This is a genomic window from Streptococcus oralis, from assembly GCF_001075675.1.
Taxonomy (GTDB): domain Bacteria; phylum Bacillota; class Bacilli; order Lactobacillales; family Streptococcaceae; genus Streptococcus; species Streptococcus oralis_V.
Window position 1 is genome coordinate 83,572 of sequence record NZ_JUNW01000019.1, and the last position, 18,631, is coordinate 102,202.

Below are 18,631 nucleotides of genomic sequence, written 5' to 3' on the forward strand. Positions count from 1 at the left end.
GAAACCTCCTCTATATCCTAGAGGAGGTCCTTTTTATAAGCTTTTCTTTTTGAAAATAGTCAGTCCACTGAAAGAGAAGAAAAGTATGACTGTTACGCAAACCGTGATGGTATAGAGAATAGCTTGACTGTTAGTAGTCATAGCATAGGCAAAATCTAGAATTAAATATCGTAGAATTTCAATGTCTGGGAAAACAAGCATTGGCGTAGAAAGGATGATAGAGGTAACTAGATAGCCAATAAATGCGGCAAGATAAGAATGAGTCACATAGAGAATGAAGGAAACAATCGAAAGCCAAGCAAGGAGGCAGAGAAATTGAAGGAAAATCGTTAAGAGGAGGTTTGTAATAAAACCATCAGGCATCGTACCAAGTCCGTTTAGTAGAGTTGAGGGAACAAAAGCAATCACAAGGCTAGCGATGAGCTGTAAGAGAGCGATACTTGCTAGTACAAAGGATTTAGCAAGGAAAAACTCTGTACGAGAAACGCCAACAGTCAAACTATTTTTATAGAGCTTGCCGATTAGATCAACTCCTAGAACTAGACATGCTAGAACAATGCAGAGAAAAACGAGGTTTGAACCATTGCTGGACGCATTGATTAGAGCTTCTATACCATTCCAACCATGGGTTGGAGTCTCTGGTGGTGTTGTATTTACTGACATTAAATGTCCTGTAGCCCCGATAGTGGCACCCAGTAACATAAGTACAAAGAGAATGAATTCTGTAATCCAGAATCCTTTGGAGCGGAAAAGACGGTAAAAATCTGCTTGAATGGTATGTATCATGATTTTTCTCCTATTCTACCAATTGGGTGAAGTATTCTTCTAGGTTTTGACGGGCAAAGTAAATCTCATCAATAGCAACATCGGACAAAGTTAGTTGCTTAAGAATCTGTTTGACATCTTGTTCATTACCAAAGATATGGATTTCATTTTCAGGATTGACAACCTTAAACTGGAGCTGGATTTGTTCTTTCAATACCTGACAAGCTCTTTCTTTGTCGCTTGTTTTAAGCACAATATAATCCTCACTCAGTGTTTCAAACTCAGCTTTACTGATTTCACGGATAATCTTACCTTGATCCAGAATTCCAAAGCGATTAGCTAGGAGATAGAGTTCTGATAAGATATGGCTAGATATGAGGATGGTTATGCCTTTTTCTTGATTGAGTCGCTGGATCATGAGACGAAATTCTTTGATTCCAATCGGATCGAGACCATTAATAGGTTCATCAAGAATCAGGAAGTCGGGTTTTGATAGGAGGGCAATGGCGATGCCAAGTCTTTGTTTCATTCCTAGTGAGAAATCACGAAAGACTTTTTTTCCTGTATCTGACAAACCAACATAGTCTAAGGTTTCATGAATCACCTTATCAGCATTTGGAATATGACGTATCATACAATAATATTTAAGGTTTTGATAAGCTGTTAAGTGATTATGGGCTACAGGTGATTCGATAACAGAACCCACTCGAGATAAAGCCTTGGTCCACTCATTTTGTTCTTTGCTAGAAAAGAGAGAAATTGTACCTTTGTCCGCAAACAATAATTGTGTAATGATTTTGATAAGAGTGGTTTTACCTGCTCCATTTTTTCCAATTAGACCATAAATATCTCCCTCTTTTATGGTTAGACTAAGATCTTGAAGAATAGCTTGTTGGCCGAATTGTTTGGTCAGTCCATGAATTTCGAGTACTGTTTTCATGATTTTCTCCTTTTGATTTATTTTTCTAACTTTAGTATAAGGTATAGAAGTCAAAGAAACATCAAGTAATTCTAAAGAGTTTCTAAAGTTTTGTAATTCTTAAAAGAAACAAAACCCAGTTGACATAAACTGGGCTTTTTTACTATAAAATATACTTCTCAATCGCACGCGCGACGCCATCTTCTTCGTTACTGGCTGTGACGTCATTAGCAAGGGATTTGACATGATCACTAGCATTTCCCATAGCAATACCAAGCCCTGCAAACTGGAGCATTTCGATATCGTTATTAGCATCACCCATGGCCATAATTTCTGAGGGCTCGATCTTCAAAATCGCAGCTAGTCGAGAAAGTGCAGTAGCCTTGGTAGTTCCAAGTGGCATGGCTTCATAAATGACAGGCTGCGAACGAACACCACTGAATCGTTGGCAGAGTTCCTTGGCAAACCGCTGCTCAAAATCGTCTGTTTGCTCTTTGGTGCCTAAAAACATGCCTTGGAACATGCGATACTTACCACTGGTAGCTTCCTCAAGGGAAATTTCAGTCAGGTCTGAAAAAACAAGTTTGGCATCATTTTGAACGATTTGATTAGGCTTACCACCGAGGACAAAATAATGTTCTTCATCAAAAAGAGTTAGCTGGACGTCGCTTTTTTCAGCTAGGTCATAGAGGTATTCAATATCTGCTGGACTGAGTTCTTGCCAGTCAACTAGACTCCAGTCACTGGTCTGGTGGGTTGAGCAACCGTTATTGACAATGACATACTCATTCTGGAGATCAAGATTCAGTTTTTTGTAATAAGGAAGAACCCCGAAAAGCGGGCGACCTGTACAGAGAACCAGTTTGACACCTTTTTCAACGGCCTGATGAATGGCAGTGATGTGGGCTTGTGGGATTTCCTTGGCTTCGTTAAGGAGGGTTCCGTCCATATCCAAGGCAAGTAGTTTAATCATAAGACTTCCTTTTCTAGGTGTTTTGCTTTTATTATAGCATATAGACTATAAAATGTCTGACAGAATTGTAACATTTTACTTTCCTTTTCTTGAAAAACAAAATAAATTCTTATATAATATGTATACTTAATATTTAAGGAGAAAAAATGTCAAAGTATCACTTTAATTCAATTTACAAAAATGATGAAACAGAATCTACAGGCCTTCTTTTCATCAAAGTCTACAACAAGTGGGAAAGCAATTTAAAAAGAGTTTTGAAATCGGTTGGTCTTACTTTGCCTCAATTTATCGTTTTAACCTCGCTCTTGTTTTTGTCTAATAGAGAAAAATATGTAACGCAAGTTGATATCGCTCGGTTCACTGGTATGGATGTCATGACGGTTTCCCAGATTGTTAGACTACTGGAGAAGAAGGACTACATTAGACGTGATCAACATCCAAAGGATAGTCGGGCAAAACTTGTCTCAGTGACGAAGTCTGGCGCGGAGAAGGTCAATCAAGCTTTACCTTTAGTAGAAGGTGTTGATGAAGAATTTTTTGAAAAACTATCTAACGATAGAGAAGTTTTTAATCGCATGTTGGTAGAGTTGGAGGAAAAAAATGCCTAGATATTGGGTTGGAGTTGTTTCAAAGAACCATGTTTTAAGAGGAGTTGAGGGAAATTTTTGTCAGGTCTGTCATGGAAAGGGCGGCCCCTTAAACCGTATGAAAAAAGGTGACTATCTTTTATACTATAGTCCAAAATACGATATGAATGGTCAAGATAAGTTACAGGCTTTTGTGGCCGTAGGTAAAATTATAGATGACAAAGCCTATCAAGTAGAGCAATTTGAAGGATTCTTTCCCTTTAGACGAAATGTCGAGTATTATCTGCCAGTCAAAGATTGTTCTATAGAAATAGCCAGACAACATCCTGAATGGAGAGACTATACTTCTCGACTTCGTTATGGACATTTTGAAGTTTCCAAAGACTTTTTCCTCTATATCTTTCAGCATATGAAAGTGGATGATGAAGCATGATTGATTTGCTAGTTAAATGATTATCAACAAGAATTTTGGATTTGGACTGTGAAGCGAACTTTGCTATAATAGAGTAAGAAACTTTGATAAACCAAACGAGGCTGAGATGAAATTACTTTATACTGATATTCGGACTTCTTTGACTGAAATTTTAACGAGAGAGGCGGAAGAGCTAGTTGCTGCAGACAAGCGGGTTTTCTACATCGCCCCCAACTCTCTTTCATTTGAAAAGGAACGCGCCGTGCTGGAATGCTTGTCCCAGCAGGCTTCTTTTGCGATTACCGTTACCCGTTTCGCTCAAATGGCTCGTTACCTGGTTTTAAATGATTTGCCTGCCAAGACCAGTCTTGATGACATCGGGCTTGGGATGGCTTTTTATATGTGCCTTGCGGAACTCGATCCCAAGGACTTACGTGTTTATGGTGCAATTAAGCAGGATCCTCAATTTATCCAGCAGTTGATTGAACTTTATCATGAGATGACGACTGCTCAGATGAGCTTTTTGGACTTGGAAAGTTTGACGGATGAGGATAAACGAGCAGATTTACTCTTGATTTTTGAGAAAGTAACAGCCTATCTCAATCAAGGTCAGTTGGCTCAGGAGAGTCAGTTGTCTCAATTGATTGAGGCTATTGAGAATGATAAGGTAAGTAGTGATTTCAGTCAGATTGCCTTGGTTATTGATGGCTTTACCCGTTTTTCTGCCGAGGAAGAGCGCGTAGTGGATCTACTTCATCGAAAAGGTGCTGAGATTGTTATTGGGGCTTATGCAAGCAAGAAAGCCTATACCAGTCCGTTCACTGAAGGGAATCTCTACCAAGCCAGTGTGGAATTTCTTCATCATTTGGGGGCAAAATACCAAACACCTGCTCAGGATCGTTCTCAGACACATGAGAAAATGGATAGTTTTGACAAGGCTTCTCGTTTGCTGGAGTCCTCTTATGACTTTTCAGAACTCACCTTGGATATCGATGAGAAAGACCGTGAAAATCTGCAAATCTGGTCTTGTTTGACGCAAAAAGAAGAGCTGGAATTAGTAGCCCGTAGCATTCGTCAGAAATTACATGACCATCCAGAACTGAGTTACAAGAATTTCCGTATTCTGCTGGGGGATGTGTCATCTTACCAGCTATCACTGAAAACTATTTTTGACCAGTACCAGATTCCTTTCTATCTTGGTAGAAGTGAATCCATGGCTCATCATCCCTTGACTCAGTATGTCGAATCTATTTTGCGTTTGAAACGTTACCGTTTCCGTCAGGAAGATTTGATTAATCTCCTCAGAACTGGTCTGTATACTGACCTTAGCCAAGCGGATATTGATGCTTTTGAGCAATATCTCCGCTATCTTGGTATCAATGGCTTGCCAGCTTTTCAGCAGATCTTCACAAAATCTCACCACGGAAAATTTGATTTAGAGCGTTTAAATGCTCTTCGTCTGCGCGTTTTGGCGCCACTTGAAACCTTATTTGCCAGTCGGAAGAAAAAGACTGAAAATCTCTTGCAAAAGTGGAATACTTTTCTAAAAAATGCTACTTTAAGCAAGCAGGTGCAAGAATTGACAGCTACTATGGAAACTCTAGAACAGGAGAGGCAAACCGAAGTTTGGAAGGCTTTCTGCCATGTTTTAGAACAATTTGCGACGGTTTTTGCTGGTTCACAAGTTAGCCTGGAGGATTTCCTAGCCTTGCTCCATTCTGGAATGAGCTTATCCCAGTATCGTACCATTCCAGCAACTGTTGACACCGTTCTGGTACAGAGTTACGATTTGATTGCGCCCTTAACGGCTGATTTTGTCTATGCCATTGGGCTGACTCAGGATCATTTGCCAAAAATTGCGCAAAACACCAGTCTTTTGACAGACGAAGAAAGACAAAGCCTAAACCAAGCGACTGAAGAGGGAGCGCAATTACTGATTGCAAGTAGCGAAAATCTCAAGAAAAATCGCTATACCATGCTTTCTTTAGTCAATGCCGCCCGTAAGCAGTTGGTGTTGTCAGCACCAAGTCTTCTTAATGAAAATGAGAGCAAGGAATCGGCCTATCTTCAGGAACTGGTGAGTTTTGGATATAGCCGGATAGAGAAGAAGATTCATTACAAAGGTCTGTCTAAGGATGATATGGGGTCATATCATAGTCTCCTGTCTAGCCTTGTTGCCTATCATCAGCAGGCAGGTTCTAGTGAAAATGAGCAAGATGTGACCTTTGTCAAGGTTCTAGCGCGTGTGATGGGGAAAAAACTTGATCAGAAAGGTCTTACAAATCCTGCACTCCCAACTAGTCCAAGTAGCAAACCATTAGAGAAAGAGACCTTGCAGGCACTTTATCCAGCTGACAAGGAGTTTTACCTGTCTACCTCTGGTTTGACGGAGTTTTACCGCAATGAATACAGTTATTTCCTCCGTTATGTCTTAGGTTTGCAGGAAGAATTGCGCCTTCGTCCTGATGCTCGCAGTCATGGGAATTTTTTGCATCGTATTTTTGAACGTGCCTTGAAACTACCTGCTGAAAATCCATTTGACCAACGCTTGGAACAAGCTATTCAAGAAACTAGTCAAGAACGGGAATTTGAAGCCATTTATCAAGAAAGTTTGGAAGCCCAATTTACCAAGGAAGTTCTGCTTGATGTGGCTCGGACAACTGGCCACATCCTTCGTCATAATCCAGCTATCGAAACCATCCAAGAGGAAGCAACATTTGGTGGTAAAGATCAGGCCTTTATTCAATTGGATAATGGTCGCAGTGTCCATGTGCGAGGCAAGGTTGACCGAATCGATCGTTTGAAAGCTGATGGAGCGCTAGGAGTGGTGGACTACAAGTCTAGTCTGACTCAGTTCCAGTTTCCGAATTTCTTTAATGGCCTTAATTCCCAGCTGCCAACCTATCTTGCTGCCCTAAAAAGAGAAGGGGAGCAGAACTTTTTCGGTGCCATGTACTTGGAAATGGCTGAGCCTGTCCAATCTTTATTAGCTGTTAAAAGTCTGGCAGGAGCAGTAGCAGAAGCCAGCAAATCAATGAAATACCAAGGACTCTTTTTAGAAAAAGAAAGCAGTCATTTGGGCGAATTTTATAACAAAAACAAGGCCAATCAGCTGACAGACGAGGAATTCCAGCTCTTATTGGACTACAATGCCCATCTTTACAAGAAGGCAGCTGAGAAGATTTTAGAAGGCCATTTTGCCATTAATCCATACACAGAAAACGGCAGAAGTATTGCCCCGTATGTCCAGCAACACCAAGCCATCACTGGATTTGAAGCCAATTACCACTTGGGACAAGCCCGTTTCCTAGAAAAGTTAGAAGTAGCTGACGGCAAGCGTCTGGTCGGAGAAAAACTCAAGCAAGCTTGGTTTGAGAAAATGAGAGAGGAGTTGAATCGATGAAGCCCATTTCCTTTTTAACTGAGGAAGAGATTCAAAAACTGCAAGAAGCAGAAGCGAGTTCGAGCAAGGAACAGAAGAAAACAGCTGAGCAAATCGAAGCCATTTATACGGCAGGGCAGAATATTCTTGTTTCAGCGTCTGCTGGTTCAGGGAAGACCTTTGTCATGGCAGAGCGTATTCTGGATCAATTGGCGCGTGGCGTGGAAATCAGCCAACTCTTTATCTCAACCTTTACCGTCAAGGCTGCTACAGAGCTTAAGGAACGTTTGGAGAAAAAAATTAGCCAACAAATCCAAGAAAGTAACGATGTTGATCTCAAACAACACTTGGGACGTCAGTTGGCAGACCTGCCAAACGCTGCCATCGGAACCATGGACTCTTTCACACAAAAATTCCTTGGCAAACATGGCTATCTGATTGATATCGCACCGAATTTCCGTATTCTACAAAATGAAAGTGAACAGTTACTCTTAAAAAACGAAGTTTTTCATCAGGTTTTTGAAGCCCATTACCAAGGTGAAAATAAAGAAAACTTTAGTCGCTTGGTCAAGAACTTTGCTGGACGAGGTAAGGATGAACGAGGTCTGCGCCAGCAAGTCTACAAAATCTATGATTTTCTTCAATCCACCAGCAGTCCACAAAAATGGTTGAGTAACTCTTTCCTCAAAGGATTTGAAACAGCTGACTTTGTAATTGAAAAAGACAAACTAACTGAGCAAATAAAGCAGGCGCTTTGGGACTTGGAAAGTTTCTTCCGTTATCATCTGGATAACGATGCCAATGAGTTTCCAAAAGCTGCCTATTTAGAAAATGTGCAGCTGGTTCTGGATGAAATTGGCTCCTTAAATCAAGAGTCCGATAGCCAGGCTTATCAAGCTGTGCTTGCGCGTATTATCGCCATCTCTAAGGAGAAAAATGGTCGATCTCTAGCTAACTCCAGTCGTAAGGCTGATTTGAAGCCACTGGCTGATGCCTATAACGATGAGAGAAAGGCCAAGTTTGCTAAACTAGGACAACTGGCGGACCAGATAACCATTCTCGACTATCAAGAACGTTATCATGAAGATACTTGGGAGCTAGCTAAAACCTTCCAAACCTTTATGAGTGATTTTGTGGAGGCTTATCGTGAATGTAAACGCCAAGAAAATGCCTTTGAATTCGCTGATATCAGTCATTTCACCATTGAAATTTTAGAGAATTTCCCACAAGTCCGCGAGGCTTATCAGGAGAGATTCCACGAAGTCATGGTTGATGAGTATCAGGATACCAACCACATTCAAGAACGAATGCTGGAATTGCTGTCGAATGGTCACAATCGCTTTATGGTGGGAGATATCAAGCAGTCCATCTACCGTTTCCGTCAGGCAGATCCCCAAATTTTCAATGAAAAATTTCAACGCTATGCGCAAAATCCTAAAGAGGGTAAGTTGATACTCCTCAAGGAAAATTTCCGTAGCAGTTCAGAAGTGCTGTCAGCAACCAATGATATTTTTGCACGCCTTATGGACCAAGAGGCCGGCGAAATCAACTATGACAGTATGCACCAGCTTGTTTTTGCCAATACCAAACTGACTCCCAATCCAGACAACAAGGCAGAATTTCTCCTCTACGATAAGGGAGACAGCGGGCAAGAGGAGGAAGAGAGCCAAACAGAAACGAAACTCACTGGGGAAATGCGTCTGGTCATCAAGGAAATCCTGAAGCTTCATCAGGAAAAAGGCGTTACCTTTAAAGAAATAGCCCTTTTGACTTCCAGTCGCAGTCGAAATGACCAGATTCTACTTGCCCTGTCTGAGTACGGAATTCCAGTTAAAACCGACGGTGAGCAAAACAATTACCTCCAATCCCTAGAAGTACAAGTTATGCTGGACACACTGCGTGTCATTCACAATCCCCTGCAAGACTATGCCTTGGTTGCTCTGATGAAGTCTCCTATGTTTAGTTTTGACGAGGACGAGTTGGCACGCTTGTCCCTTCAGAAAGTAGAAGATAAGGTCCAAGAAAATCTCTATGAGAAACTGGTCAATGCTCAAAAACTGGTAACAAACCAGAAAGAGTTAATTCATACAGCTCTAGCTGAAAAACTAAATCAATTCATGGATATTTTGGATTCTTGGCGCTTATATACCAAAACTCACTCTCTCTATGACTTGATTTGGAAGATTTACAACGACCGTTTTTATTATGACTATGTTGGGGCTTTGCCGAACGGACCTGCTAGACAGGCCAATCTCTATGCCCTAGCGCTACGTGCTGACCAGTTTGAAAAGAGTAATTTCAAGGGCTTGTCGCGTTTTATACGTATGATTGACCAAGTCCTAGAAGCCCAGCACGATCTCGCAAGCGTAGCCGTCGCACCGCCTAAAGATGCCGTGGAACTTATGACCATTCACAAGAGCAAAGGATTGGAATTTCCTTACGTCTTTATCCTCAACATGGATCAGGACTTCAACAAGCAAGACTCGATGTCAGAAGTTATTCTCAGTCGTCAAAATGGGCTTGGTGTCAAATACATTGCCAAAGTGGAAACAGGAGCAGTGGAAGCACACTATCCTAAAACCCTCAAACTCTCCATTCCTAGCCTAACTTATACGCAGAATGAGAAAGAACTGCAATTGGCTAGCTATTCAGAGCAGATGCGTCTGCTGTATGTTGCCATGACGCGAGCCGAGAGAAAGCTTTATCTTGTCGGTAAGGGCTCTCGTGAAAAGCTAGAAGCCAAGGAATACCCAGCAGCAAACAATGGAAAATTAGATAGCAATACCAGACTGCAAGCAAGAAATTTTCAAGATTGGATCTGGGCTATCAGTAAAGTATTTGCCAAGGAAGATCTCAACTTTAGCTATCGTTTTATTGGTGAAGACCAGCTGACCAGAGAAGCTATCGGAGAATTGGAAAACAAGAGCCCTCTCCAAGATAGCTCTCAAGCAGACAATCGCCAGTCAGAAACTATCAAAGAAGCTTTGGAAATGCTGAAAGAGGTGGAAGTTTATAATACTCTTCACCGCGCAGCCATTGAACTACCAAGTGTTCAAACCCCAAGCCAAATCAAGAAATTCTACGAACCCGTTATGGATATGGAAGGGGTACAAATTGCTGGTCAAACTCAATCAACTGAGAAGAAAATCTGCTTTGATTTACCAGATTTTTCAACTAAAGAAAAGGTAACTGGAGCTGAGATTGGTAGTGCCACTCACGAACTCATGCAGAGAATGGACCTTAGTCAGCAACCAACCCTTGCTAGCCTGACAGAAACTCTCAAACAAGTTCAGACTAGTCCAGCTGTAAGAGACAAGATCAATCTTTCTAAAATTCTCGCCTTCTTCGAAACACCACTTGGTCAGGAAATTCTCGCTAATACCGGCCATCTCTACCGCGAGCAACCTTTCTCCATGCTCAAACGCGACCAAAAGAGTCAGGAAGACTTTGTTGTTCGTGGGATCTTGGACGGCTATCTAGTTTACGAGGACAGAATTATTCTTTTCGACTATAAGACAGACCGTTACGATGAACCAAGTCAACTCATAGAGCGTTATCGTGGTCAGTTAGCCCTATACGGTGAGGCCTTATCACGAGCTTATTCGATAGAAAACATTGAAAAATACTTGATTTTACTCGGCAAAGACAAGGTTCAAGTTGTAAAAGTATAATTTATACTCTTCGAAAATCTCTTCAAACCACGTCAGCTTCACCTTGCCGTATATAGGTTACTGACTTCGTCAGTTCTATCCACAACCTCAAAACCATGTTTTGAGCTGACTTCGTCAGTCTTATCTACAACCTCAAAGCAGTGTTTTGAGCAACCTGCGGCAAGCTTCCTAGTTTGTTCTTTGATTTTCATTGAGTATTAGAAAGGAGACCTCGTGCCACTTCCAGTTAGAAAATCCCTACACGATGCAGTTTTACAAGCTTCAAAAGCCGATACTTGGGATCAAGCTACCAAGGAATGGAATGAAGTTTCCTTGATCTTTAATGGCATTGGCCGTAGTAATTGTGTCTGTGGGAACGCCATAAAATACGCCTACGAACTCTTTAACGGAGTTACAGGCCAACGTCTCTTCCCTATAGGAAGCGACTGTGTTCGCCATTTTCATCGTATTAGCCTCGATCAGCAACTAGAAGAGGAAGAAAAACTACTCAGAAAAGTTGAAAACCTAACCAGAAAGGCTCAGAAAAAGGAAAAAATCAAGGTTAATAAAAGCGATTTTGACGAACGACTTCTAAAATGGTTTTGGGAGAAAGGTGTTTTCAAAGCCAATCGTGGCAATCAATTCGCACCTGAGAAAGATTACCAGCTTTTCCTAGAAGTCTTTCAAGGTGGAAGTTGGACCAAGGCAGAGCCAAAGAAGAAGGCTCGTATGGAAGAAGTGCTGGAAAAGTGTATCAAACCTTTTCTACTTGGTAAGACCGATGACCAACTCTACCTTGTCAAACTAGGCAAAGAGAAAATTGACTACGAGCAGCATTTACGGATTCAGGCAGAGAAGGAACGCAAGAAAAGAGATAAAATCGCCAAGCAATACGCTGACAACCTCATTCTTGCTATGGGACCTGCAGAACGAGCCTATCAAGATTACTTTGGCTTTACAGAAACCTTGACCCAAGAAGAACGAAAATGGGAAAAAATCCTCTTTGGTAAGAATAGAGACGAACGGGCTATCAAGGCTAAACAAAACCAAAAGGAGTTGGAAAAGGATCAGCGAATTGCAAATCAAGATCCGATTGAACGAAAGCAGAAGCAGACTTGGCTTCTTAATTCCTATTTTCGTGATTTGCCTGATGAAAAATCCAGATTTGCTCGACTCTTATTAGAATTTCGAAAAAGTGGAGAAGTAGCTTTTTCAGATGATTACTTATCTGAGCATCTCATAGACTTTTTCTACAAGATGAAAGTCTTTGAGTTTGAAATTGCACCAGAACAAGTCCGCGATTTTCTAAAAGAATGCCTTCAGGCAGAACATCTATCATCTGCACAAGAAAGTTGGACTAGAGGGATTCTCCTCAATTGTCTTCATCCGTTTTTAGATAGGTTACTCATATAGAAAAAATCCTACCTTGTCTATGCATGGTAGGATTTAAGTATCTCCAAAGATGTACTGGTAAAGTTGGACGACTTTCTGAAAACATTGTGTGTCCATTCTTGTTATTTTTTGAGCATTACGCATCCGAAAATCAAAGGTATAAAGTTGAAATGGATTGACAGCACCATCTACCTTATCCGACGAGACAGGAACGAGCAAGCCTTTTTCTGCCAACCGTTGTTGGCCATGAGTGATAGGACAGACAGCCACAAAACCAGTTTGCAAGGCATATTCTCTCCTAGAAACAACCAAGGCAGGTCGCCGTTTCTGGATTTCTCGACCGACTGATGGATCAAAATCCAGCCAAATGATATCCTGCTTTTCAGGAATATAGTCAGATTTCGCTATCAAGTGACCTTACCCCTTCAAAATCATTTGTCATTCTCAAATCAGTAATCCCATCAAAAGGATCTTTCAGTTTTGGAGCTAAGACAATGACTCCGTCAATCCCTTTGTAGACGATCATTTCTTGACCTTCTGTCATCCCCAAATTTTTAGGAATGGTCACAGTGAGCGAATTCCCCACCTTCCGAGTCTTTACTGTATTCATTGCTCTACCTCCACAAATTAGTATACACTAAGTATATACTTGAAAACAAAAAAAGTCAAGTAAATCCTTACTGGTATCAAGGATGTTTCGGACCAATACTATTTATCATTTATTGTGGTCAAAGCCTGTGCAAAAGTTCCTCATTTATGATAGAATAGGTAGTAAGAAAGAAAACGTTTTTACTACGTTTTTTTTAGTCGGAAGGGGAAATGTTTATGGCTACTATTCAATGGTTTCCGGGCCACATGTCTAAGGCTCGGCGGCAAGTTCAGGAGAATTTAAAGTTTGTTGATTTCGTGACGATTTTGGTGGATGCTCGGCTACCTTTATCTAGTCAAAATCCTATGTTAACCAAGATTGTGGGTGATAAACCAAAGCTTTTGATTTTGAATAAGGCAGATCTGGCTGATCCTGCAATGACCAAAGAATGGCGTCAGTATTTTGAATCACAGGGAATCCAAACTCTGGCTATCAACTCCAAAGAGCAAGTGACTGTAAAAGTTGTGACGGATGCCGCTAAAAAGCTCATGGCTGATAAGATTGCACGCCAGAAAGAACGAGGTATCAAGATCGAAACCTTGCGGACTATGATTATCGGAATTCCAAATGCCGGTAAGTCAACTCTCATGAACCGTTTGGCTGGGAAAAAGATTGCAGTTGTCGGCAATAAACCAGGTGTTACCAAGGGGCAACAGTGGCTCAAAACCAATAAAGACCTGGAAATCCTAGACACACCAGGGATTCTTTGGCCTAAATTTGAAGACGAAACCGTTGCTTTGAAACTAGCCCTAACAGGGGCAATTAAAGATCAACTACTCCCAATGGATGAAGTGACCATTTTTGGTCTCAATTATTTCAAAAAACATTATCCAGAAAAGCTAGCTGAACGCTTCAAACAAATGAAAATAGAAGAAGAAGCACCTGTTATTATCATGGATATGACCCGTGCCCTTGGTTTCCGAGACGACTACGACCGCTTTTACAGCCTCTTCGTCAAGGAAGTCCGTGATGGAAAACTCGGTAACTATACCTTAGATACATTGGACGACATCGATGACGACGATTAAAGAAATTAAAGAACTTCTTGCTACTGTCAAAGAATTAGACAATCCACTTTTTCTTGAAGTGGAAAAGGACCCTCGTTCTGGAGTTCAAAAGGAAATCAACAAGCGTAAAAAAGCCATTCATGCTGAACTGGATGAGGACCTTCGTTTGGAATCAATGCTTTCCTATGAAAAAGAGCTTTACAAGCAAGGAGTGACCTTAATAGCAGGTGTTGATGAGGTCGGCCGTGGTCCTCTGGCTGGACCTGTAGTCGCTGCAGCTGTTATCTTGCCCAAAAATTGTAAGATTAAAGGCCTCAACGATAGCAAAAAGATCCCCAAAAAGAAACATCTGGAGATTTATCAAGCCGTTCAAGACCAAGCTTTATCAATCGGGATTGGTATCATGGATAATCAGGTCATCGACCAAGTCAATATCTATGAAGCTACCAAACTAGCCATGAAGGAAGCAATCTCCCAGCTCAGTCCGCAACCTGAGCACCTCTTGATAGATGCCATGAAACTGGAGTTACCAATTTCACAAACCCCCATTATCAAAGGAGATGCTAACTCCCTGTCAATCGCAGCAGCATCTATAGTAGCCAAGGTGACACGGGATGAATTGATGAAGGACTATGATGATCAATATCCTGGATATGATTTTGTAACTAATGCAGGATACGGAACAGCTAAACATCTAGAAGGATTGGAAAAACTAGGTGTCACCCCAATTCACCGAACCAGTTTTGAACCAGTCAAAACACTAGTTTCAACCAAGAAAGATAAGTAAGAGGAAATGATTATGGAGGAACAGTCAAAAACACTTAGTTCCAAGAAAGAATTTGCCTTTGCCTCAAGCACCATATTATCCCAAGTTGGACGAGGAATCATTGTTGGTCTCGTCGTCGGGGTAATCGTCGGATCCTTTCGTTTCTTAATCGAAAAGGGCTTCCACCTGATACAAGGACTCTATCAAGATCAAGCGCACCTAGTGCGCAATCTTTTTATCATTGGTCTATTTTATTTAATAGTTTGCTGTCTCAGTGCGAGACTAACTCGGTCGGAAAAAGACATCAAGGGTTCAGGAATTCCTCAAGTCGAAGCCGAGCTGAAGGGACTCATGACCCTCAACTGGTGGAGTGTCCTCTGGAAGAAATATGTATTAGGGATTCTTGCTATTGCCAGTGGTCTTATGCTAGGGCGTGAAGGGCCGAGTATTCAACTTGGAGCTGTTGGTGGTAAAGGTATTGCCAAGTGGCTCAAATCTAGCCCAGTAGAGGAACGCTCCCTGATTGCCAGTGGTGCTGCAGCTGGCTTAGCTGCTGCTTTTAATGCTCCGATTGCTGGGTTGCTCTTTGTCATAGAAGAAGTATACCACCATTTTTCCCGCTTTTTCTGGGTCTCAACTCTAGCAGCCAGTCTAGTAGCAAACTTTGTCTCACTACTCATATTTGGCCTAACACCCGTACTGGATATGCCAGACAACATTCCTCTCATGACCCTAGACCAGTATTGGATTTACCTGGTTATGGGAGTTTTTCTCGGACTTTCTGGTTTTCTCTATGAGAAAGCTGTACTCAATGTTGGTCGAATTTATGATTGGTTTGGTAAAAAAATCCATTTGGATAGATCTTATTATCCAATCCTAGCCTTTATCCTCATCATACCAGTCGGGATTTTCTTACCTCAAATTCTTGGTGGTGGAAACCAGGTCGTTCTTTCTTTGACTGAGCAAGATTTTAGTTTCCAGGTTTTATTAGCTTACTTTTTGATCCGCTTTGTTTGGAGCATGATTAGTTATGGAAGCGGCCTCCCAGGAGGAATTTTCCTACCCATTTTGGCGCTTGGTTCCTTACTAGGTGCCCTAGTCGGTGTCATTTGTGTGAATTTTGGGCTTGTCAGTCAGGAACAATTTCCTATATTTGTCATTCTGGGAATGAGTGGCTACTTTGGGGCAATATCTAAGGCTCCCTTAACTGCTATGATACTCGTAACCGAAATGGTTGGAGATATTCGCAACCTCATGCCACTTGGCTTAGTGACCTTAGTTACCTACATCGTCATGGATCTACTCAAGGGTGCTCCAGTCTATGAAGCCATGCTTGAAAAAATGCTACCAGAAGAAGCAACAAACGAAGGAGAAGTTACCCTCATTGAAATCCCTGTATCTGACAAGATCGCTGGAAAACAGGTTCACGAGCTCAACTTGCCACATAACGTACTCATCACCACCCAAGTCCATAATGGCAAAAGCCAAACAGTTAACGGCTCAACTAGAATGTATCTGGGTGATATGATTCACCTGGTGATTCCAAAAAGTGAAATTGGGAAAGTCAAAGATATGTTGTTGTAAGTTATCTTACATAATTTATTTTACGTAAAATAAATTTGAAAGGATTCTCTATGAAAAGAAGTAAGGCAATTGCGGTATATTTGCTAGGCACATTTAGCCAAATAGTATCAGTTTGTCTCCTTTTCTTTTTCTTGAATCATTTTTCTGTTCATTCCAACCTATTAACTGTTTTAGGAATCATTGTTGGTGGGATTTCTTCAGCTCTTTGGGGAATAATTGTTGCAAATCACTATTTTCATATTCCTTTTAAGAAGATCGTTAACGATTTTTTTAACATTCATACCAGTTACAAACATTATTTATTATCTTTTTTCCTTATTATCCTTGATTTTTCTTTTCTAATGTTTAGTGGGAAAATAGTAGAATTTAGCTGGTATCTCCCATTTTTGATGTTCTTCAAATTTATTGTCTTTGGTGGTATAGAAGAGATTGGATGGCGAAATGTTTTTCAACCAATTTTACAAGAAAAGTTGCCATATTTTTACTCAACAATCTTAACCTTTTTCAGCTGGGCGCTTTGGCATCTGTTGTTCTTTTACATAGATGGTTCCCTAGCAACACTGCAAACTCTACCGTTTCTAATTGGATTGCTGACGAATTCTTTCATACTCTCAGCTCTTTATATCAAAACAAAGAATCTCTGGATTTGCGTTATGACACATTCGATCATTAACGTCTTGTCTCAGCTAACCATAGACACTGATCGATACGAAACCTACCTAATCAAAATTTTCGTCATCATGGTATCCTGCTATATGGTAATACATAAAAAAAGATGTGCATAGTCGGTAGCTGATTTTGTTGGAAACAGTATTATTCTTTGGAAAAGTTATTTGCTAAGGAGGACATACATCATAATGAAAATACTCGATGTTTTATATAATTTTTATGGTGATTTTGATTTCATTGAAGAAAAATACAATGAAAAATACGAAGGTATTCTTATCAATATAAAGGAAGAGCAAGGGTATAAAAGATGCCGCTTGGCAAAAAGAACACCAAAAAAAGAAGGATATTTTACAGTTTTTTGGAAAAAAGACCAAAACAACAAGAACATTCCTTATACCAATGAGGACTTAGGAAATGAACTTATAATCGTTATCATTGATAATGATAAGAGGGGACTATTCATTATTCCAAACGAGGTGGCTATTCGTAAAAACATTCTGTCGACAAAAGATAGCAATGGAAAAATGTCTATGCGATTTTATCCTCCTTGGTGCTCAAATTTAAATACAACAGCTCGAGCAACACAAAAATGGCAATTGCAATATTTTAGAGAAATTGAAATATAAACATATTGCCGGATTACATACACACAAAAGACCTGTTTCTTATGATTGTGGAACCAGGTCTTTGTTTTTTCTAGAATCCATCAAACACTTATAACATTTTTCCGAAAAACTATAATTTTCTTGAAAAATACATAAGTCTATGCTATACTACTAGTAGACTTATTTATGGAGAAAATACATGAAACGTGAGATTTTACTGGAACGAATCGACAAACTAAAACAAATCATGCCCTGGTATGTTCTGGAATACTACCAATCAAAGCTTGCTGTGCCCTACAGTTTTACAACCTTGTACGAATACCTCAAGGAATACGATCGATTTTTCAGCTGGGTTTTGGAGTCTGGTATTTCAAACGCTGATAAAATATCTGACATTCCTTTATCAGTCTTGGAAAATATGTCTAAGAAAGATATGGAATCCTTTATCCTGTATCTACGTGAACGACCTTTGCTGAATGCTAATACAACCAAGCAAGGTGTCTCTCAGACGACCATCAATCGGACCTTATCAGCACTTTCTAGTCTTTACAAGTATCTAACAGAGGAGGTTGAAAACGACCTGGGAGAACCCTATTTCTATCGTAATGTAATGAAGAAAGTTTCAACCAAGAAAAAGAAAGAAACACTTGCTGCTAGAGCTGAAAACATCAAGCAAAAACTCTTTCTAGGTGATGAAACAGAAGGTTTTCTAACTTATATCGATCAGGAGTACCCACAACAGCTCTCAAATCGCGCTCTCTCATCATTTAATAAGAACAAAGAACGTGATTTGGCCATTATTGCCCTTCTCCTAGCGTCTGGTGTCCGCTTATCTGAAGCTGTTAATCTAGATCTAAGAGACCTCAATCTCAAAATGATGGTGATCGATGTCACTCGAAAAGGGGGGAAACGTGATTCTGTCAATGTCGCTGCTTTTGCTAAGCCTTACCTAGAGAATTATCTAGCCATTCGAAATCAACGCTATAAGACGGAAAAGACAGATACAGCTCTCTTTTTGACCTTATATCGAGGCGTTCCCAATCGTATTGATGCTTCTAGTGTTGAAAAGATGGTTGCTAAGTACTCTGAGGACTTCAAAGTCAGAGTAACTCCCCACAAACTACGCCATACCCTGGCGACTAGGCTCTATGATGCTACTAAATCGCAAGTTTTGGTCAGCCATCAGCTAGGACATGCCAGTACACAAGTCACTGACCTCTATACCCATATCGTCAATGATGAACAAAAGAATGCTTTAGATAGTTTATGAT

At 40.6% G+C, this 18,631-nt stretch carries 16 protein-coding genes; 11 read left to right on the forward strand and 5 right to left on the reverse strand.

The window, feature by feature from the left end; genetic code table 11:
• Positions 1-33: 33 nt before the first annotated feature.
• The 3 genes from ADM50_RS02805 to ADM50_RS02815 all read right to left on the reverse strand — a co-directional run bounded on the left by ADM50_RS02805 (position 34) and on the right by ADM50_RS02815 (position 2,657).
• On the reverse strand, positions 34-786 hold the full coding sequence (locus ADM50_RS02805) for an ABC transporter permease (protein ID WP_049484452.1): 753 nt from the start codon (positions 784-786) through the stop codon (positions 34-36).
• A gap of 10 nt (positions 787-796) precedes the next feature.
• Complete coding sequence (locus ADM50_RS02810; protein WP_049484453.1) at positions 797-1,705, reverse strand: ATP-binding cassette domain-containing protein; 909 nt, start codon at positions 1,703-1,705, stop codon at positions 797-799.
• A gap of 142 nt (positions 1,706-1,847) precedes the next feature.
• On the reverse strand, positions 1,848-2,657 hold the full coding sequence (locus ADM50_RS02815; RefSeq protein WP_049484454.1) for a Cof-type HAD-IIB family hydrolase: 810 nt from the start codon (positions 2,655-2,657) through the stop codon (positions 1,848-1,850).
• A gap of 146 nt (positions 2,658-2,803) precedes the next feature.
• Between ADM50_RS02815 and ADM50_RS02820 the strand changes: the two genes are divergently transcribed.
• The 5 genes from ADM50_RS02820 (at position 2,804) to ADM50_RS02845 (ending at position 12,101) form a co-directional block, all read left to right on the forward strand.
• The gene (locus ADM50_RS02820; RefSeq protein ID WP_049484455.1) at positions 2,804-3,265 is read left to right on the forward strand and encodes a MarR family winged helix-turn-helix transcriptional regulator; all 462 of its coding nucleotides are present in this window, start codon (positions 2,804-2,806) and stop codon (positions 3,263-3,265) included.
• On the forward strand, positions 3,258-3,677 hold the full coding sequence (locus tag ADM50_RS02825) for an EVE domain-containing protein (protein ID WP_049484456.1): 420 nt from the start codon (positions 3,258-3,260) through the stop codon (positions 3,675-3,677). The genes ADM50_RS02820 and ADM50_RS02825 overlap by 8 nt, the downstream gene beginning before the upstream one ends.
• 106 nt (positions 3,678-3,783) lie before the next feature.
• Complete coding sequence (gene rexB / locus ADM50_RS02830; protein WP_049484457.1) at positions 3,784-7,059, forward strand: ATP-dependent nuclease subunit B; 3,276 nt, start codon at positions 3,784-3,786, stop codon at positions 7,057-7,059.
• Positions 7,056-10,709, forward strand: a complete 3,654-nt coding sequence (gene addA, locus ADM50_RS02835; RefSeq protein WP_049484458.1) for a helicase-exonuclease AddAB subunit AddA — start codon at positions 7,056-7,058, stop codon at positions 10,707-10,709. Before rexB ends, addA begins: the two co-directional genes overlap by 4 nt.
• 213 nt (positions 10,710-10,922) lie before the next feature.
• On the forward strand, positions 10,923-12,101 hold the full coding sequence (locus ADM50_RS02845) for a hypothetical protein (RefSeq protein ID WP_049484460.1): 1,179 nt from the start codon (positions 10,923-10,925) through the stop codon (positions 12,099-12,101).
• A gap of 33 nt (positions 12,102-12,134) precedes the next feature.
• On the opposite strand, the gene ADM50_RS02850 is transcribed toward ADM50_RS02845, so the two are convergent.
• Together ADM50_RS02850 and mazE are read right to left on the reverse strand one after the other, a co-directional pair.
• On the reverse strand, positions 12,135-12,491 hold the full coding sequence (locus ADM50_RS02850; RefSeq protein WP_000560798.1) for a type II toxin-antitoxin system PemK/MazF family toxin: 357 nt from the start codon (positions 12,489-12,491) through the stop codon (positions 12,135-12,137).
• Positions 12,475-12,690 carry a type II toxin-antitoxin system PemI/MazE family antitoxin gene (gene mazE / locus ADM50_RS02855; protein ID WP_049484461.1) on the reverse strand — a complete coding sequence of 72 codons (216 nt, stop codon included), beginning with the start codon at positions 12,688-12,690 and terminating at the stop codon, positions 12,475-12,477. The genes ADM50_RS02850 and mazE overlap by 17 nt, the downstream gene beginning before the upstream one ends.
• A 215-nt stretch (positions 12,691-12,905) precedes the next feature.
• Here mazE and ylqF point away from each other — a divergent pair, with 215 nt between their 5' ends.
• The 6 genes from ylqF to xerS all read left to right on the forward strand — a co-directional run bounded on the left by ylqF (position 12,906) and on the right by xerS (position 18,630).
• Complete coding sequence (ylqF, locus tag ADM50_RS02860; protein WP_000201310.1) at positions 12,906-13,757, forward strand: ribosome biogenesis GTPase YlqF; 852 nt, start codon at positions 12,906-12,908, stop codon at positions 13,755-13,757.
• Positions 13,744-14,523: a ribonuclease HII gene (locus ADM50_RS02865; protein WP_049484462.1), complete on the forward strand. Its 780-nt coding sequence runs from the start codon at positions 13,744-13,746 to the stop codon at positions 14,521-14,523. The genes ylqF and ADM50_RS02865 overlap by 14 nt, the downstream gene beginning before the upstream one ends.
• Positions 14,524-14,535: 12 nt before the next feature.
• Entirely contained in the window at positions 14,536-16,086 is a 1,551-nt protein-coding gene (locus tag ADM50_RS02870) for a ClC family H(+)/Cl(-) exchange transporter (protein ID WP_049484463.1), read from the forward strand.
• Positions 16,087-16,136: 50 nt separating this feature from the next.
• Positions 16,137-16,871 carry a CPBP family intramembrane glutamic endopeptidase gene (locus tag ADM50_RS02875; RefSeq protein WP_049484464.1) on the forward strand — a complete coding sequence of 245 codons (735 nt, stop codon included), beginning with the start codon at positions 16,137-16,139 and terminating at the stop codon, positions 16,869-16,871.
• Positions 16,872-16,943: 72 nt separating this feature from the next.
• Entirely contained in the window at positions 16,944-17,381 is a 438-nt protein-coding gene (locus tag ADM50_RS02880; protein ID WP_025170981.1) for a MepB family protein, read from the forward strand.
• Between the two features lie 178 nt (positions 17,382-17,559).
• Positions 17,560-18,630 (forward strand): tyrosine recombinase XerS, encoded by a 1,071-nt coding sequence (xerS, locus tag ADM50_RS02885; RefSeq protein WP_049484465.1) that lies wholly within the window; start codon positions 17,560-17,562, stop codon positions 18,628-18,630.
• Position 18,631: the final 1 nt, after the last annotated feature.

Coding starts and splice junctions, on each gene's coding strand:
- ADM50_RS02805 (WP_049484452.1), bottom strand. CDS start 786: ATGATACATACCATTCAAGCAGATTTTTACCGTCTTTTCCGCTCCAAA.
- ADM50_RS02810 (WP_049484453.1), bottom strand. CDS start 1,705: ATGAAAACAGTACTCGAAATTCATGGACTGACCAAACAATTCGGCCAA.
- ADM50_RS02815 (WP_049484454.1), bottom strand. CDS start 2,657: ATGATTAAACTACTTGCCTTGGATATGGACGGAACCCTCCTTAACGAA.
- ADM50_RS02820 (WP_049484455.1), top strand. CDS start 2,804: ATGTCAAAGTATCACTTTAATTCAATTTACAAAAATGATGAAACAGAA.
- ADM50_RS02825 (WP_049484456.1), top strand. CDS start 3,258: ATGCCTAGATATTGGGTTGGAGTTGTTTCAAAGAACCATGTTTTAAGA.
- rexB (WP_049484457.1), top strand. CDS start 3,784: ATGAAATTACTTTATACTGATATTCGGACTTCTTTGACTGAAATTTTA.
- addA (WP_049484458.1), top strand. CDS start 7,056: ATGAAGCCCATTTCCTTTTTAACTGAGGAAGAGATTCAAAAACTGCAA.
- mazE (WP_049484461.1), bottom strand. CDS start 12,690: ATGAATACAGTAAAGACTCGGAAGGTGGGGAATTCGCTCACTGTGACC.
- ylqF (WP_000201310.1), top strand. CDS start 12,906: ATGGCTACTATTCAATGGTTTCCGGGCCACATGTCTAAGGCTCGGCGG.
- ADM50_RS02865 (WP_049484462.1), top strand. CDS start 13,744: ATGACGACGATTAAAGAAATTAAAGAACTTCTTGCTACTGTCAAAGAA.
- ADM50_RS02870 (WP_049484463.1), top strand. CDS start 14,536: ATGGAGGAACAGTCAAAAACACTTAGTTCCAAGAAAGAATTTGCCTTT.
- ADM50_RS02875 (WP_049484464.1), top strand. CDS start 16,137: ATGAAAAGAAGTAAGGCAATTGCGGTATATTTGCTAGGCACATTTAGC.
- ADM50_RS02880 (WP_025170981.1), top strand. CDS start 16,944: ATGAAAATACTCGATGTTTTATATAATTTTTATGGTGATTTTGATTTC.
- xerS (WP_049484465.1), top strand. CDS start 17,560: ATGAAACGTGAGATTTTACTGGAACGAATCGACAAACTAAAACAAATC.